General features: G+C 64.0%; 8 protein-coding genes. 5 read left to right on the plus strand and 3 right to left on the minus strand.

Features of this window, described 5'->3' with window-relative positions:
- Nucleotides 1-36: 36 nt before the first annotated feature.
- Genes J4721_RS15975 through J4721_RS15990 form a run of 4 tightly spaced genes read left to right on the plus strand, consistent with a single transcriptional unit; the run spans nt 37 to nt 6,955 of the window.
- The gene (locus J4721_RS15975; RefSeq protein ID WP_211003119.1) at nt 37-1,044 is read left to right on the plus strand and encodes a MoxR family ATPase; all 1,008 of its coding nucleotides are present in this window, start codon (nt 37-39) and stop codon (nt 1,042-1,044) included.
- Nucleotides 1,041-1,964: a DUF58 domain-containing protein gene (locus tag J4721_RS15980; protein WP_211003121.1), complete on the plus strand. Its 924-nt coding sequence runs from the start codon at nt 1,041-1,043 to the stop codon at nt 1,962-1,964. The genes J4721_RS15975 and J4721_RS15980 overlap by 4 nt, the downstream gene beginning before the upstream one ends.
- On the plus strand, nt 1,961-4,879 hold the full coding sequence (locus J4721_RS15985) for a DUF4159 domain-containing protein (RefSeq protein WP_102875045.1): 2,919 nt from the start codon (nt 1,961-1,963) through the stop codon (nt 4,877-4,879). Before J4721_RS15980 ends, J4721_RS15985 begins: the two co-directional genes overlap by 4 nt.
- Nucleotides 4,880-4,894: 15 nt before the next feature.
- On the plus strand, nt 4,895-6,955 hold the full coding sequence (locus J4721_RS15990) for a hypothetical protein (RefSeq protein WP_211003122.1): 2,061 nt from the start codon (nt 4,895-4,897) through the stop codon (nt 6,953-6,955).
- Nucleotides 6,956-6,979: 24 nt separating this feature from the next.
- On the opposite strand, the gene pbpC is transcribed toward J4721_RS15990, so the two are convergent.
- Both pbpC and J4721_RS16000 read right to left on the minus strand, forming a co-directional pair.
- On the minus strand, nt 6,980-9,007 hold the full coding sequence (gene pbpC / locus J4721_RS15995; protein ID WP_211003124.1) for a penicillin-binding protein 1C: 2,028 nt from the start codon (nt 9,005-9,007) through the stop codon (nt 6,980-6,982).
- A gap of 59 nt (nt 9,008-9,066) precedes the next feature.
- Complete coding sequence (locus J4721_RS16000; RefSeq protein WP_211003188.1) at nt 9,067-14,376, minus strand: alpha-2-macroglobulin family protein; 5,310 nt, start codon at nt 14,374-14,376, stop codon at nt 9,067-9,069.
- A 309-nt stretch (nt 14,377-14,685) separates the two neighbouring features.
- Between J4721_RS16000 and J4721_RS16005 the strand changes: the two genes are divergently transcribed.
- Nucleotides 14,686-16,980, plus strand: a complete 2,295-nt coding sequence (locus J4721_RS16005) for a response regulator (RefSeq protein WP_211003125.1) — start codon at nt 14,686-14,688, stop codon at nt 16,978-16,980.
- A 27-nt stretch (nt 16,981-17,007) separates the two neighbouring features.
- Here J4721_RS16005 and yaaA read toward each other — a convergent pair whose 3' ends face one another.
- Nucleotides 17,008-17,772, minus strand: coding sequence for a peroxide stress protein YaaA (gene yaaA, locus J4721_RS16010; protein ID WP_027248221.1), 765 nt, complete (start codon nt 17,770-17,772; stop codon nt 17,008-17,010).
- Between the last annotated feature and the right edge of the window lie 18 nt (nt 17,773-17,790).

Consider the following 17,790-nt stretch of genomic DNA (forward strand, 5'->3'; position numbering starts at 1 on the left):
ACAGTATCACTATATATTCGCCATGAAGGGAAAGTCATGTCCGAACCCGACGATCTGCTGGCCGAGATTGAAGCGCTTGAAGACAAGCTGACACAGGCCAGGTCCTCTATCACCCGGCGCTTTATCGGTCAGGAGCGTGTGGTCGATCTGACCCTGAGCACGCTGCTGTGCGGTGGCCACGGACTGCTGATCGGCCTGCCTGGGCTGGGGAAGACCCGGCTGGTGGAAACCTTGTCTACGGTCATGGGACTTGCAGGCAACCGGGTGCAGTTCACCCCGGATCTGATGCCTGCCGATATTCTGGGATCCGAGGTGCTGGATACCGCCAATGACGGCAGCCGCGCCTTTCGCTTTGTGCCGGGGCCGGTCTTTTGCCAATTGCTGATGGCGGATGAGATCAACCGCGCCAGTCCCCGCACACAATCTGCGCTGCTGCAGGCAATGCAGGAGCGGATGGTGACCGTGGCAGGTGCCGACCGCCCCCTTGGCACACCCTTTCACGTGCTGGCCACTCAGAACCCGATTGAGCAGGAAGGCACCTATCCTCTGCCGGAGGCACAGCTGGACCGTTTTCTGTTCCAGATTGATGTGCCCTATCCGACCCGCCAGACCGAACGCGATATTCTTCTGGCCACCACAGGGGTTGATGAAGGCCGCGCGCATCAGGTCTTCACTGCGGATGATCTGATGGCTGCACAGACTCTGCTGCGCCGGATGCCTGTCGGGGACAGCGTGGTAGAGATGATCCTGGATCTGGTTCGCGCCTTCCGCCCGGAGGACCCTGCCGCCTCTGAACGGGTGCAGCAGACGGTGGCTTGGGGGCCAGGGCCGCGGGCAGCACAGGCCCTGATGCTGGCGGTACGTGCCCGTGCGCTGCTGCAGGGACGCCTCGCCCCCAACGCTGACGATGTGCTGGATATGGCGCAGCCCGTGCTCAGCCACCGGATGGCCCTGAACTTCGCAGCCCGCGCCCGCGGCGAAAGCCTGACTGATCTGATCACCACCACAGCCGAGACCATGGCACGACCCGGCGTCGCCGCGTGACACAGGCGCGCGCCCATCAGCCAAGCGGAACCGCTGGCAGCCCCCCAGGCTCTGCAGCGGACCTGCGCCACCGCGCAGAAAGTGCGGCCAGTCGCTTCCCGCCGCTTCTGGTTCGCGCACAGCAGCTGGCCGGGTCCGTGCTTCTGGGCGAACACGGCCGCCGTCGTGCCGGGATGGGCGATGATTTCTGGCAATACCGTCCGGTGCAGGCTGGGGACAGTCGCCGCATGATTGATCACCGCCGATCCGCCAAGGGAGATCAGCAATTCGTGCGCGAGCGGGAATGGCAGATCGCCCAGACGGTGCATCTTTGGGTCGATCAGGGCGCGTCCATGCGCTTTGCCTCCACCCCGGCGCTGCCGGAGAAAATTGACCGCGCCCGGCTGCTTGGACTGGCCGCCTCGGTGATGATGCTAAGGGCGGGGGAACGTGTCGGCCTCACCGGCGGACGCCTGCCGCCCCGGCGCGGCAATGCCCAGATCCTGCGATTGGCCGACGCATTCAGCCTGAATGACGAAGACGACTATGCTCCGCCCGAAGATCGCGCCATGCAACCACAGGCGCGAGTGCTGTTTCTCTCCGATTTCCTGGGCCCCTTTGCGCCACTGGAACAGGCGCTGGCCAAGGCCGCAGATCGTGGTGTCCACGGCGTGCTGATGCAGGTGCTTGACCCTGCGGAGGAAGAGTTTCCCTTCGACGGGCGCACCATCTTCGAAAGCGTGGGTGGCGGGGTGCGACATGAAACACTGAAGGCTGGCGCCCTCAAACAGCGCTATCTTGACCGGCTTGCTGAACGCCGCAACGCGCTTGACCACTTGTGCCGCGCGGCAGGCTGGCGTCTGGGCACTCATCACACAGGTGATAGCGCGCAGGCCGCCTTGATGTGGCTGTTTCAGGCCATGGAAAGAAGCGGCTCATGACGACCATTGCAGGCATCGGCTTTACAGCCCCCTGGCTGCTGCTGGCGCTTCTGGCGCTACCCCTGTTGTGGCTGCTGTTGCGGGCGGTGCCGCCCGCCCCGCGCAAACGCCTGTTTCCAGCGGTCACCCTGCTTCTGGGGTTGCGCGACGACGACAGCCTGTCGGACCGCACCCCATGGTGGCTGCTCTTACTGCGACTGATGGCCGTGGCGGCAGCCATTGTCGGGCTGGCGGGACCAGTTCTCAACCCCACCGCGACCCCGACCGGGCGCGGCCCGTTGCTGGTGGTGCTGGATGGCAGCTGGGCCGGCGCCCCGGACTGGGACCGCACCCGAGAGGAAATCGACCATCTTCTGTCTGAGGCCGGACGCGCTGATCGCCCGGTCGCCGTACTACGCCTGACCGCCCCCCAACCGCCTGAGTTCCAAAGCGCGGCAAGCTGGCGTCGTCAAATCATCGGTGAGGCACCGCAAGCCTGGCAGCCAACGCCGGAGCAACTGGCGCGTGCCCGGACCCAGATAGACACCCTTGAGGGTGGGTTTGACAGCCTCTGGTTCAGCGACGGGCTGACATATGAAGGCCGGGACGATCTGCTGGCGACGCTGCGCCAACGCGGTCGGCTGACCGTCTATGAACATGCCACCCCCCGGCTGGCACTGCGCCCGGTTGTTTATGTGGATGGCGCAATGGAAATCACCGTCGTTCGTAGCAGCCCGCAGGCCGCCTCTGGCGACGGGAGGGGCGCAACAGGCCCCGGCGCAGGCGACGATCAAACCGTGACTGTCCTTGCCAAGGGGCCAGACCCGGGCGGCACCATGCGAACCCTCGGCTCAGTGACAGTGGATTTTGCCGACCCGGACAGCACTTCCGCCGACGGCAGTGAAGCCACCGCCCGCCTGTCTCTGCCCGCAGAGCTGCGCGCGCGCATCCGCCTGTTCGAGCTGCAGGGCCAAACCAGTGCCGGGGCCGTATCGCTCGCCGATGACGGGCTGCGCCGCCGCGAAGTGGCACTGATCTCAGCCCAAAGCGGTAACGAAGGTCTCGCCCTCCTCTCGCCCCTGCACTATCTGCGCAAGGCGCTGGCACCGACCGCTGATTTGCTTGAGGGCGGGCTAAGCGATCTTCTGCCCGCCAATCCTGACGTGATTGTCCTTGCAGATACCGCCCGTCTGCCCCCCGATCAGGAGGCTGCGGTGGTGGATTGGGCCACCGAGGGCGGGCTGCTGCTGCGTTTCGCCGGTCCCCGGCTGGCCGCCAGCGACACCGCCCGCACCGACGAAGAACCGCTACTGCCTGTACGCCTGCGGATTGGTGGCCGCAGCATCGGCGGCGCCATGAGCTGGGGAGAGCCGAAAACCCTGGCCCCCTTTGCCGAAGACTCTCCCTTTTTCGGGCTGAACATTCCCCCTGATGTCACCGTCAGTTCGCAAGTGGTCGCGCAGCCCGATCCCTCTCTGGCGGAGCGGGTGATCGCAGAACTCTCCGATGGCACACCGCTGGTCACCCGCAAGCCGCTTGGCAATGGTCAGATCGTATTGTTTCACGTGACCGCAAATGCGGAATGGAGCAGCCTGCCGCTCTCCGGTCTGTTTGTGCAGATGATGGAACGGCTGGCGATTTCCTCCGGCTCCAAACCGGCGGAGGCCGTGGATCTGGAAGGCACCACATGGGCACCCCTTCAGGTGCTGGACGGCTTTGGCGATCTCTTCGATGCAGATGCGCTGCCCGGTGTGGCCGGGCCAGATCTGATCGCTGCTACAGCAGGACCCGAGCTACAACCCGGGCTCTATCAAAACGGCGACCGGCGGATCGCACGCAATGTGATACGTACAGCGGATCAGCTAACTCCGGCGCAGTGGCCCCTCGGCCTCCCTGTCAACGGCTATGGGGCCACGCCCGAACGCCCGCTGGGTGGCCTGCTGATCAGCCTCGCCCTCCTTCTCCTGGCCCTTGATGTGATTGCGGCCCTGTTGCTCTCCGGGCTTCTGCCACGCCAGCCGCAGACCTCAGCGAGCAAGATGCGCAACATGATCTCGCTTCTGCTGTTGGCCACCTCCGTCTGGGTCATCAGCCCCGGTCACGACACGCGCAGCCACGCCCAAGGCAACGCCATCGCGATTGAGGAGGTTACCCCCTCCCCCCCGTCTGATCCCGCAGCTGATGCCTTGGCCGCAGAGCGAGCAGCCGAGCTGACACTGGCCCATGTGCTGACCGGCGACCCCCAGGTCGATCAACTGGCGCGTGACGGTTTGCAGGGGCTGTCCAACACGCTGCGGTTCCGCACCTCGGTCGAGCCCGCCCCCCCCGCCGCTGTCAACCTGGAGCGCGACGAGCTGGCCTTCTACCCACTGCTCTACTGGCCGGTGACCGCCAATCAGGCGATGCCCTCGGGCGCGGCCTATGACCGGCTCAACACCTATCTGCGTACCGGCGGGATGATCCTCTTTGACACCCGCGATGCCGATCTGACCCGCGCCGGGGCCAGCAGCCCCGCCGGACGCCGCCTGCAACAGTTGGCACTGCGGCTGGATGTACCACCGTTGGAGCCACTGCCCGCCGACCATGTGCTGACCCGCGCTTTCTACCTGCTGCAGGATTTCCCCGGACGCCACAACCGCGGCGCCGTCTGGGTCGAAGCCGCGCCCGCTGACGCCCAACAGGTCGAAGGCATCCCATTTCGCAACCTCAACGATGGTGTTACGCCGGTTGTTATCGGCGGCAATGATTGGGCCGCCGCCTGGGCCGTGGACGACAACGGTCGCCCCCTGCTGCCGGTTGGGCGCGGCTACGCGGGAGAGCGTCAACGCGAACTGGCCTACCGCTTTGGTGTCAATCTGGTGATGCATGTGCTGACCGGGAACTACAAATCCGATCAGGTGCATGTCCCGGCGCTGCTCGATCGGTTGGGGCAATGACATGAGGCTGGACGTATGACGCAAACCATCCTCTTTGACCCGCTGGTCCCCTGGTCTGTGATCTGGCTGCTGGCGGCCCTTACCACGGCAGTACTCACTCTCGCGGTCTGGAAACGTCTGGCCGGATGGCCCATGCGCGCCCTTGCTGCCCTCGTCCTGATCGGCGCCCTCAGCGGTCCGGTCTACCAGATCGAGGATCGCGCCCCGCTCAATGATATCGTGCTGGTGCTGGAGGACAAAACTGCCAGCCAAGCCCTTTCCGACCGTCCCGAGCAGACCAGCGCCGCCGTGACAGCGCTGGAAACCGCGCTCGCCCAGCGGGCCAATACCGAGGTCCGCCGGATCCCGATCGACAGCATACCAGCGCGCGAGGGCCGCAGCGACAACAGCGGCACCCTCCTGATGGGCGCGCTGGCAGAGGCGCTGGCCAATGTGCCACGCGGACGGGTCGCCGGGATCATTGCGATCAGCGATGGTCAGATCCATGACAGCGCACAAACCCCGGCCCTGCCTGCCCCGCTGCATCTGCTACTGACCGGCCGCCCCGGTGATTGGGACCGGCGGCTGATCGTGAAGAACGCCCCCAGTTTTGCCATCATCGGTGAACCGGTGACGCTGACCCTCAGGATTGAGGATCAGGGCGATGCTCCGACAGCGGGCGACCTGGCGGAACTGGCGATTTCCATCGGCGGCGCCGAGCCTCAGCGCTTCAATCTGCCGGTTGGTGTCGATTTCGACCTGCCGCTGACGCTGCCTCATGGCGGACGCAATGTGATCCAATTTACCGTCCCCACCGCCGAAGGCGAGCTCACGGATCGTAACAATGCCGCGCTGGTCCAGATCAACGGTGTCCGCGACCGCCTGCGTGTGTTGCTGGTCTCCGGCGAGCCGCATCCCGGCGGGCGCACCTGGCGCAATCTGCTGAAATCCGACAGCGCCGTGGATCTTGTACATTTCACCATCCTGCGCCCCCCGGAAAAACAGGATGGTGTACCGGTGGATGAGCTGTCGCTGATTGCCTTCCCCACGCGGGAGCTGTTTCTGGAGAAGATCAACGATTTCGATCTGATCATCTTTGACCGTTATAAGCGCCGTGGCATCCTGCCCGCGATCTACCTCGATAATGTGGCCGATTACGTGCAGCGCGGTGGCGCCGTTCTTGTCGCTGCGGGGCCGGATTTTGCCAGCGCCGACAGTATCTATCGCTCACCGCTCTCCAGTATTCTGCCCGCCAGCCCTTCGGCGCGGGTCCTGGAACGGGCCTACAGGCCCGAGATCACCGACCTCGGCCAGCGCCATCCCGTCACCGCAGATCTGACCGGCGCCGCTGATTGGGGTCGCTGGCTGCGCCAGATCGAAGTCGACGTGCCCGAAGGCCATGTTTTGATGAGCGGCGTCGACTCCCGTCCCCTGCTTGTGTTGAACCGCGTCGAGGAAGGGCGGGTGGCGCTTCTGGCCTCGGATCATGCCTGGCTCTGGAGCCGGGGATACGAGGGCGGCGGCCCACAGCTGGAACTGCTGCGCCGCCTGGCCCACTGGATGATGAAAGAGCCGGAGCTGGAGGAGGATGTCCTCTCCGCCGAGGCCACCGGCCAGCGTATGCGTATTCAGCGCCGCAGTCTCGACGCGGATGTCGGCGAGGTCACCGTCACCGCCCCGGATGGCAACACCGCGATGGTCACCCTGACCCAGACCGCACCCGGCCGGTGGGAAGGCCGCTATGAAGGGCCGGAACCCGGTCTTTACCGGCTGAAAGAGGGTGAACAATCCACCGTGATCGGCCTCGGCCCTGCGGCCCCGCGCGAATTCGAACAGACCATCGCCACCGGGGAGATCATGGCCGCCGCTGTGGCCCAGACACGCGGCGGCGTGCGGTCGCTTCATGATGGCATACCCAGCCTGCGCAGCGTACGCGCCGGACGTGTTGCAGCAGGGCGCGGCTGGATCGGCCTGACACCGCGTGACGCCTATCGTACCACCTCGGTCAGGCAGACGCCGCTGCTGCCCGCCTGGCTGGTTCTGCTGATGGCCAGCGCTGCGATCATCGCTGGCTGGCTGCGCGAGGGGCGGAGCTGATTCCACATTCCAGCAACCTCACAGCTACTCATCCGGGCGGGTGATGCGTACCCGTGCCTGATCCGATCTGCCGTTACGGTCAACAACCACCAGCGTTGAAAACCCGCGTTCCAGCCCCAGCAGATCGATGCTGCGACGGCGGGCACCGGTCACCACGGGTGTCTGATTGGCCAGCACCAGAAACGGCGCTTCGCCGCCCTTGATCCGCAGGGTCATTTGCCCGCCCTCAGCCAACAACAGAGCCGCCCCATCCGGGGGAAAGGCCAGCTGCAGGCGCTCACCGGGCGGGCCACCAATGCCCCCCCTGTCAAAGCGCTGCAATGGCAATGGCAGCTCCGCCGTAGCGACGCGCAGGGTAGAGGCAGGTGCGGCTGGAAAGGGGGTAAACCCGCGTCCAATCCGCCCAAAGGCCTCAAACAACAGTGGCGCCGCCAACTCCGCTCCAAAAGCTCCCGGCACCGGCGTGCCATCCGCCCGTCCCAGCCAGACCCCCACCACATAGCGGCCATCCCATCCGATCGCCCAGGTATCGCGGTGCCCGTAGGATGTTCCGGTCTTATAGGCCACCATACCCGCAGGCGCCCCGGCTGGAGGCGGAACGCCGCGCAGAATATCGCCGATCTGCCAGGCAGAGACCTTGCTCATCAGACGCGGCATCCGCTCATAAGGGGCCTGCAAACGCGCCCGCAACCGGGGGCCTTGCCCGCCAGCCGCCAGCCCCGCATAGACCTGCACCAGATCACGCAGCGACACGCCGACCCCGCCCAGCGCCACCGCAAGCCCCGGCTTGCCGCCCGGTAACCGGGGGCGTGCGCCGCCCCGCCGCAACGCTGACATCAGCCGCGCCGGGCCCAATGCCTGCGTCAGCTGTATCACCGGTGTGTTCAGCGACAGCTGCAGCGCCCGCCGGATCCGCAGATCCCCCCGGAAGCGGCCGTCGAAATTCTGTGGCGCATAACCATCGATATCAATCGGCCCATCGTGGATCAGCGTCTCAGGATGGGCCAGCCCCTGATCAAAAGCGAGACCGTAAACCAACGGTTTCAGCGTCGATCCGGGGGAACGTGGAGCCCGTGTCATATCCACAAACCCCTGCCGCAGATCATCGCGGTACCCGGACGATCCGACAGAGGCGAGGATCTCGCCACTCTGGTGATCCGCCACCAGCACCGCGGCCGAGAGCCTAGCATCCTGCCGCGCCACGCTTTCCGTCAGCAGCTGCGCCAGACGCTGCTGCAGTCCCGCTTCCAGGGTCAGATCAATTCGCGCCTGCTCCGGTGTCTCTGCCACCAGATAATCCGCCAGATGTGGCGCCAACTGAGGAAAGACCCGCATGCCCCGTGGCATCGGCGCCTGTGCTGCGGTCTCTGCTGCGTCAGAAGCCAGCACCCCGGCATCGCGCATCCGCTGCAACACCCGGTTGCGGGCCCGGCGCGCGTCTTCCGGCATACGATCCGGGCGGCGCGCCTCCGGTGCCTGCGGCAGCGCCACCAGCAACGCCGCTTCGGCGGGAGTGAGCCGCGACGGCTCCTTGCCGAACCAGGCATAGCTCGCCGCACGCACCCCTTCGATGTTGCTGCCAAACGGCGCGTGGATCAGATACAGTTCTAAAATCTGGGCCTTGCTGAGGCGACGTTCTAGGGCCAGCGCCAACCGAATCTGCCGCAGCTTGCCCGCCCAGCGCCCGGTACTTCCATCCTCCAGCAGTCGCGCCACCTGCATGCTCAGCGTTGACCCGCCCGAAACCACCCGCCCCTGCCACAGGGCCTGTGCCGCCGCCCGCAATAGCGCCAGCGCATCGACACCATTGTGGTCATAGAACCGCTTGTCTTCATATCGCAGCAACATTGCGCGATAGCCTGCATCGACCTGATCCACGGTTACAGCCATACGCCAGATCCCATCCGCCACCGGATAGGCCCGCAACAATTGGCCATTGCGGTCGCGCAGCTCTGTCGCGGTCTCCGCCAGCGTGGCGGGCATTGGTGTGTTCTCGACCCAGGCGTTGAAGGCAACAACGCCGATCACCACCGCCGCACATAGGCCAGACAAGCCTCCAGCCCACCAACGCCATCGACGGGATCGACGCGAGGCCGGTTCCGACAGGGGGATCACCGGACCTGGACGCGGCCCGTCGCGGTGCGGGCGCGATAGGCAGGCCGGTACATATCCTCAACCGAAGCCGCCGGATGATGGAACAGACCCGGCGTTACCGCGCGCGCCACATAGGCCAGCGTCACCGGAGCGCCCGCCTCCCCATCGCGTCCACGCCGCAGGTCGACCGCCGCCAGAAACCGGTCTGCACGGAACTCGGCATGGCGGGCCTCGCTTAGCGTGAGCCAGTCGAGACCGCGCACATCACCGGACCGCAGCAAACTCGGATTGTCGATCTCAAGCCCCGCAGGCAGCGGATCATTGATCATCAATCGTGCGCCAGCCGCCTCAAACGGTACCACCCGCAGCACCGTGACAAAACGGTCACCGACGGTGAACTGGTCCGGGACCAACGCCTCACCTTCCATCGAATAGTAGCTGCGTTCGATACTGTATCCGGTCCCTCCCGCAGGGGCCGCGACCAGCGGTACACCCAGAGTGGTCAGCGTGATGTCCACATCCTTGCCGGAGGCAGCAGTCAGCGCCAGCGGGTCCCGATCCTGATCCCCCTCCAGCACCTCAACCATGGGTCCATTCACCGTTTGACCATTGACCAGCAGCCCGGATCCGCCATCCCCACCGATCAGCGCATGGGCCGCCATCAGCGTCCAGGCGCTTTCCTGTGTGGAGAGCAGCTGACCATCCCCGACCAGTCCCGCACTCAGGGCGCGACGATCCACCGCCTCCGACCCGGCCTCACTGGCAAGGGCCAGAACCCCGGCCTGATCGCGGCGCAGGCTGCCGTAGTCGGCCCGCCACAGTGTCGGATCAGGAGCGGCGCGGTGCAGCATCGCGGCGGCACGGGCGAACATCTGATCTGCCCGACGCTGATCGCCATAGGCCGCCAGAGCCGCCCCCACCTGCGCCACTGACAACGGTGTGGCGAAATCACCGGCCTTCACATCCGCATAGTAGCGCAGATCCCCCATTGCCGCCTCACCTTCGCGGGCCAGAACCAACAGCGCATAGGCGATATCCTCGCCTCCATTGTCAAAATCGGGCGCGTAGTTCACCCGGTTGCGCAGATTGTCCAGCGCCTGACGGAACCGTGTCTCAGCCACCTGATAGCCCTGCGCCCGTGCGCGACTTAGAAAATCACTGGCATAGGCATCCAGCCAGAAATCGCCACTTTCTGCACGCCACAAACCAAAGCCACCGTTGCTGGCTTGGCGCGCCAGCACCTGCCGGATGGCGCTGTCGATCTTTGCGGTGACCTCAGGCGCGCCCCCCAGTCCCGCAGCCTTTGCCACCGATGACAGATACAACAGCGGCAATGCGCGCGAGGTCACCTGTTCGGTGCAGCCATAGGGGTAGAGATCCAACCCATTGAGCAGCCCCGGCACATCAAACCGCGCCAATGGCCCCGCAGACATCACCGCCCGCGCACTCTCCGGTCGCAGCCCGGTAAAGACGTCAGAGGAGAACAGGAAACTGTTCCCCGCCGCCAACTGGAAGCGGCGGGTGGTCGCAACCATCGGATCATTGGCCCGCACCGGCAGGCGCAGGGTCTGAATCAGGGTCTCCCCCTCAGCGGTGGTCAGCGTCAGTTCAATCTCAGGGTCGCCAACGGACAGCGCCGCAACGGGCAGGATCACGGTCTCGCTGCCGCCGGGTGCCAGTACAAGCGATTGGGGCAGCGCGCCGATCTCCAAACCCGCGCCAAGGGTACGGGCCGCAAGCTCCAGTCGACCGGCAGGGCCGTCCGCATGGGTGACCTCGATCTGCACCCGGCTGCTATCCCCCGGCGCCAGGAAGCGCGGTGCCGTCGCACTGACCACAACCGGATCCCGAACCAGCATGTCTTCAGCTGCCTGCCCAACCGCGCTCTGCGACCAGGCGACCGCCATCACCCGCACCGTCCCGTTAAAGGGCGGCAGCGTGATCGGCACCTCGGCGCGCCCCTCCGCATCAAGCTTCACCGGACCGGAAAACACTGCCATCAGATCCTGCGTCGGCGGCGGTGACTGCAACCGCATCCCGGTGCCCGCATCCCCACCCGAACGCACCCGGCCAAGCGCCCCGGTGCCAGTCTCAATCAACCGCCCGTATAAATCGCGCAGTTCCATCCCCAGCCGCCGCTGGCCATAGTAATGCGCCGATGGATCCGGGCTCTGAAATCCGGTCAGGTTCAGAATCCCCAGATCAACCGCTGCCAACGTCAGCCAGACCTCTTCGCCGGGGGCGGCACCGCGCACCTCAACCTTGGCCAGCTCGGTCCTGCGTGGTCGGGCCACCTCGGGCAGGTCTAACATCACCTGCAAGTCCTGCTCCGGCCGGGTGACCGTGGCATGCGCCAGCCCCAGCGCCCGGGTCGGGCTTTGATCTGCCTTGCCCGCCAGCGGCTGTACCACCATCGCAGAGACATAGGCGCCACTGCCCCAATCAGCAGCAACACTCAGCGGGATCACCGTTTCCCCGGCGGGCACCTCGACCATTTGGCGACTGATCAAACGGTTCGACATCACCGAGACCAGTGCGGTTCCGGCGCCACGGCTCACCACGCGCAGGCGTGCGGTATCACCCGGCTTATAGCTGTCACGATCCAATGACACCTCCAGCTGGTCCGGCGTATCCGCCCCCTCGTCCGGGACGTACCAGCCTGCATAGAAGTCACTGGACGCCGCGACATAGGGCACGCCCTGATGCTCTACCACCAACTCATATCTGCCCCAGTCAACCGGCTGTTCCAGCACCAGTGGCGTGGCGGCATTCACCTTCGCCGCGCCGGTTGCAACACGGCTGCGGCGGGTCGTTGGTTCCCAGTTCCAGTTCCCGTAAAGCTGATACCACTGATAGCGCGTTTCCACCCGGTTCAGCGTCCATGTCACCGGCATATCCTGCGGGCTGCCATCAGGAGCCAGCGCGACAATGGAAAACCGCGCCGCAGCACCTTCCGCGACAACATCCTCAAACAACGGCTTAATGCCAATCACCGGACCGTCCGGCTGCAGGGCCACGCTCAGTTGCCGTTCAACCGGACGTGCACTGCCATCACTCAGACGGGTGGTCACCTCCGCGACAACAGGCTGACCCAGCGCCTCAATCTCGGGCAGCGCCACCGAAAGTGTCCCAATCCCCTCCGCGTCCGTACGCGCGCCGCCGAAATGGCGACTTTGCGGGGCAACCACATCGTCGTAGCGGCCAAATCGGTAGCCGTCCCATCCCGCCAGCTGATCCGCCGGGCGTAGCGTCACCTCGCCGTCGATACTGAGATCCCGACCCGGCGCGCCGAACAGATACCGCGCCTCAATCCGCAAGGGACTGCTGGTGCCGGGACGCAGCTCCTGCCCGGCAGCTGCCGTCAGAGTTTGGGTAAAGTCGATCCGTTCGGGCAGAAAATCCTCAACCAGAATCTGCCGACTGGCCAGGGGCGGCGCTTTGGGATCGGACAGGATCGACAATCGCCAGGTACCACGCGGCGCGGTGTCTCCAACAAGTAGCGCAAACACATGGCCCCCAGCCACGCCCCGGTCCGAAATCAGACGGGCATATTCGACCCCATCAGGGCGATTCAAAACCGCGATCAACGGCAGGCCGGTTATCGCCTGCGCCGTCGCATCACGGGCAAGGACAGTGGCATGGATCACCTCTCCGGCGCGATAAGCTCCGCGATCCGTGGTCAAAAACACATCGATTGGTCCGGGCGCCACGCGCCCCTCAACGCCACGATCCGACAGATCAAAGGCCGCATCCCGCAGCGAGAGAAAGGCAAAGTCTGCCGCTGTCTCCCCCGCCTCACCCGTCTGCGCCATCAGCACGGCCGGAGCAGACGCGCCCTGCCCACGCGTCAGACCCGCATCAAAATGCGCATAGCCCTCGGCATCACTCACCGCGGTTCCCAATACGGCGTTGGCGTTGGAAATCAGCTCTACCCGCACACCAGCACGCGGCGCGGCATCGGAAAGCCCCTGCACCTGCACATGCAGCCCGTCACTGCCCAGCATTGTGCTTAGCCCCAGATCGGTCAGCACAAACCATTGGGTCGCGGCTGGGCTGTCATAAGGATCGGCGCCGGGCAGCTGCGCACTCAGCGCGTAGATCCCCACCGGTTGATCCGCCAGCGCCTGATCCAGGGGCAGTCGCGTGGTCACCGTTTGATTCAACGCCTGAGAGACCTCGGCGGTACCGCTCCAGATCTCCTCCGCGATATCGCTGGCGAACTGTTCCTCCTGCCATTGCGACAGCGGCCGGGCAAAGTAATCCTCTTGCAGGCTGCGCAGCAGATTGCGGTCACTGACACGGCGCAGGCGCAGATCCAGCGTGGTGGCATTCACCGTCTCCAGCGGCACAGCCACCTGATCGCCCTTGGGCAATACGTAAGACCGTCCGGAGAACCGGACACTCGGGCCTCGATCCCGCACGTAGTGGGTCAGCGTCACATCCTTGACCAATGTCTCACCGGTGACGGCAGGCAGCCCCCGCCGCAGGGTCAGTCGGTAACGGGTGCCATGTTCGACCCCATCGACGCAGAGTTCCCGGCCCGCCGACTCAGCCACCAGACGCGGATCCGCCAGCTTGATGAAATCATCGTACTCGACCCCGCTCCGCGCCAAATCTTCGGAAAATTCGACACATATACGGGGTGATGCGCTATCGCTCTCCACCCGGCTTCCGGTGATCCGAAATCCATATTTGGCAATTGCGTCATCCAGACGGGCCGCCAGTTTCGGGCTGTTGTCCCGCTCCGCCGCCAGCCGCAGAACCCCAAGGGCATCGCGACCGCGCCCCAGCTGTTCCAATGCCTCGGCTGCGGTGGCCAGGGCCTGTGCCTCGGCCGCATCATCCGGGCCGCGCAGATAACTGTTGAGCGCCGCCGAAAGGGCGGCCTCATGGGCGCGCCGCTGCGCCGATCCTTGCACCTCCTGCCGCAACAGCCTCCGGGCATAGTCCAGCCACAGATCGCTCCGGTCACTCAGCACCACCGCTTCCGCGGTCCAACGCAACGCTGTCGCAGGCGACGCGCTTTGTGCTGCCGCAACCAGATCATCAACGCTGACACCCCCGGTGGGAAAGCGTAACCCAAGGTTCTGAGCCTGTTTTGCCGCCTGTGCCAGATCGTCCTCCTGCACCCCTTGCAAGGCTGCAGCGCGCGCATCTGCCGCCTGCCTCTGGGCGCGGCTACTGGTCAGTTTAAGTGCCGAGAACGCGCCCTCATAGGGCGACGGCTGATCCATCGCGGATTTTGGAAAACAGGCGTTGGAGCGGCTGTTGAACGCAAAACCGGCACAGTCAGGTTGCGCCGAACAGGCCCGGGCGCAGCTGCGCATATCGGTCTCAAACAATGGGCCGAGGTCAGCGCCGAAATGATCGGTATCCCGCTGAATGACATACCGATTTTCAGGAAAAATTGAATCAGCAAAAACAACTAAAGGTTGAATAACCCAACCACACGAAAGTACAATAAGTGAAATGAGCACACGCACCATGGAACCCTCCAAACCTGCCCAGAGGCTGGCACGGGGTTAACGCCATAGCAAGGTATCGCAACGTAACAGATGGGCTAATCTCAATTTAATCTCTGCCCCTCTAAACTGGGGCAGATAAGTCGTGTTGGTTTTTAAGTGGAGTTTGCAGGGATGAACCTTGCTGACAGATTGACGGAAGAACGACGCGCGCGTCTCGCGGCGGAGCGCCTGCTTGAGCTGAAGCAGGCGGAGCTTTCGGCAGCCAACCGCAAACTCGGACGTCATGCGCTGGCCTTGACCCGCCAGATCGGCGCCACGCAGGCCGAGGTGGCCACCGTCCGCGACGAAAACGCCAAGGTGAAATCGGATCTCTCCACCGCCAACGAGAAAGTTGAGCGCGCCGAGCGTCGTCTCTGGCACTCGATCCAGGCCTTTCAGGACGGGTTCGCCTTTTTTGATGCGGACAGCAAACTAATCGGCGCCAACACCGCCTATCTTGATCTGTTTGACGGTCTGGAGGAGGTGACGCCGGGCGTCTCCTACGTGCGGATCCTGCAGATCCTCACCGATGAGGGGCTGGTCAACACCGGAGAACAGGATCCGGATCACTGGCGCGCCCAGATGTCAGAACGCTGGTTGTCCCCTTCACCGGAACCGGTGGTCGTGCGGATGTGGGATGATCGCTACCTGCGGCTGCTTGATCAGCGTGGCCACGGTGGGGATATGGTCAGCCTCGCGCTCGATATCACCTCCACCGTTCAATATGAGGAAGAGTTGCAGGCTGCCCGCGAACGGGCCGAGGCTGCAAACCGGGCCAAATCGGCTTTCCTGGCCAATATGTCCCACGAGATTCGCACGCCTATGAACGGTGTCGTTGGCATGGCAGAGCTGCTCAGCGACACCAACCTGAGCGACGAACAGCAACTCTACGCCAATACGATCAAGAATTCCGGAGAGGCGCTGCTGGTCATCATCAACGACGTGCTCGACTATTCCAAGATTGAAGCGCAGAAACTGGAACTGCACCCTGAACCCTTTGATCTGGAACGCAGCGTCCATGAGGTGCTGATGCTGTTGCAGCCCACAGCGCGGGACAAGGGGCTGACACTGCTGCTGGACTACGACCTGTTCCTGCCAACCAGCTTTGTCGGGGATCCCGGGCGCATTCGTCAGGTGCTTACCAATCTGGTCGGCAACGCGGTAAAATTCACCTCCGAGGGGCACGTTGCGCTGCAAATCACCGGCATCTCCAACGCGGATGATAAGATATGTTCGATCCACGTCACGATTGAGGATACCGGGATCGGCATCCCGGAGGAGAAAGTGCAGGATATCTTTGGCGAGTTCAATCAAGTCGAAGATGAGCGCAATCGCCAGTTTGAGGGCACCGGCCTTGGCCTTGCGATCTCAAAGCGGCTGATTGAACTGATGGGCGGTGAGATCTGGGTCGAAAGTCAGGAGGGCAAAGGATCCTGCTTCGGCTTCCGCATGGAGCTGCCGCTGGCGGAGGGGGCCTCCACCAGTATTCCCACCCTGCCCAAGGGATTGTGCCAGATCGCCGTCATTGATTCACAATCGGTGATGCGCGATGTGCTCAGCAAACAACTGGCCATGCTAGGGCTGGAGGTCACCGTATTCGACAATGGCGCCGCTGCGATTGCCGGCATGCCAGACGGCGTTGATCTGGTTGTCTGCGACGAACAACTGCCAGATCAGAATGGTGTCGAACTGGCACAGAAACTGCGCTCAGGACCTTTTGCTCAGGTGCCGATCCTGATGCTCAGCAGCGATCCCACCGCACCCAGCAATTCAGATGTGCAATCGGTGACGGACAGCGTGCTTTTGAAACCGATCCAGCGGGATGAGCTGTTCCAGAGACTGGTCGATCTGCCCGGCGGCGGATCAGCGACCCGCCCCTCTGCTGTCCCCGAAACCGTGGTGACGCCACGAGAACTGAGCAGCGTCGCAACCCACCCCGACCCACCCCAGCCTGCTCCGACCCCCGCGGCGGCCCTCACCGCCGTCAGCACACGCCCCACCCAGCGGCTCATGCGGGTGCTGGCAGCAGAGGACAATCGCACCAACCAGCTTGTATTCCGCAAGATGGTGAAGGATCTGAACATAGACCTGCAATTTGTCAGCAACGGGATTGAGGCGGTAGAGGCCTATCAGTCGTTCCAGCCTGATCTGATCTTCATGGATATCTCCATGCCGGTGATGGATGGCAAAGAAGCAACCCAGAAAATTCGCGCGCTGGAACACGGCGCCGGCATCTATACGCCGGTTGTCGCCCTCACGGCCCATGCCATGGCCGGTGATTCAGACGGAATTCTCGCCGCGGGGCTGGATCACTACCTGACCAAACCTCTGCGCAAGGCGCTGATCCATGAACGCATTCATGCCTATCTCCCGGCAGAGGCAGCGCCGCTAACGCACGAGACGATCACCCAGACCGGCGCCGCCTGATCCGGCGAGCCGATGCGCCGGTGGCGATCAGCCTGCGCGCAGGAACACTGGCTGATCCGGCTCCGACATCTCCGGCATGTAGCGATAGCCGCCACTGTCAAAATCCAGCAACGCCGCAGGGTCGCTAAGCCGGTTCTGAATGATGTAGCGCGCCATCGCGCCTCGCGCCCGCTTGGCGTAAAAGCTGACGACTTTGGGCGTGCCATTTTTGTCTTCCATGAACACCGGCGTCACCACACGCAACTTCAGCGCATCGCGGTCAACTGCGCCGAAATATTCCTGGCTCGCACAGTTCACCAGCACATCGCTGCCCACGGCCTCGCCCTGTGCATTCAGTGCATCAGAAATTTCGCGCCCCCAGTAGTCATAGAGGGTCTTGCCCTGTTCCGTTTTCAGCCGCGAACCCATCTCCAACCGGTAGGCCTGCATCGCATCCAGCGGGCGCAACACACCGTAAAGCCCCGACAGAATGCGGAAGTGATCCTGCGCCCAGGCCATTTCTTCCGCGTCCAGAGATCCCGCCTCCAGCCCCTGATAGGTATCGCCCGCAAAGGCCAGTGCCGCCGGGCGAATATCATCCGCGCCGGGATCCACAGCAAACCTCTGGAACCGCTCATAATTCAGCTTTGCCAGATCCTCGCTGATATGCATCAGCTTCATCAGATCGGCCACCGACAGATCGCGTGCCACTGATGCCAATTCCGTCGCCGCGTCGTGCATGGCAGGCCATGTCATCTCAACGTCGCGTTCGCTCCAGTCCAGCTTTTTCGCCGGAGAAGTCACTACCAGCATATTCTGCCCCCGTTTGTT

The organism is Phaeobacter sp. HS011 (assembly GCF_018101215.1).
In the GTDB taxonomy this organism is placed as follows: Bacteria; Pseudomonadota; Alphaproteobacteria; order Rhodobacterales; family Rhodobacteraceae; genus Phaeobacter; species Phaeobacter inhibens.

Coding starts and splice junctions, on each gene's coding strand:
- J4721_RS15975 (WP_211003119.1), top strand. CDS start 37: ATGTCCGAACCCGACGATCTGCTGGCCGAGATTGAAGCGCTTGAAGAC.
- J4721_RS15985 (WP_102875045.1), top strand. CDS start 1,961: ATGACGACCATTGCAGGCATCGGCTTTACAGCCCCCTGGCTGCTGCTG.
- J4721_RS15990 (WP_211003122.1), top strand. CDS start 4,895: ATGACGCAAACCATCCTCTTTGACCCGCTGGTCCCCTGGTCTGTGATC.
- J4721_RS16000 (WP_211003188.1), bottom strand. CDS start 14,376: ATGCGCAGCTGCGCCCGGGCCTGTTCGGCGCAACCTGACTGTGCCGGT.
- J4721_RS16005 (WP_211003125.1), top strand. CDS start 14,686: ATGAACCTTGCTGACAGATTGACGGAAGAACGACGCGCGCGTCTCGCG.
- yaaA (WP_027248221.1), bottom strand. CDS start 17,772: ATGCTGGTAGTGACTTCTCCGGCGAAAAAGCTGGACTGGAGCGAACGC.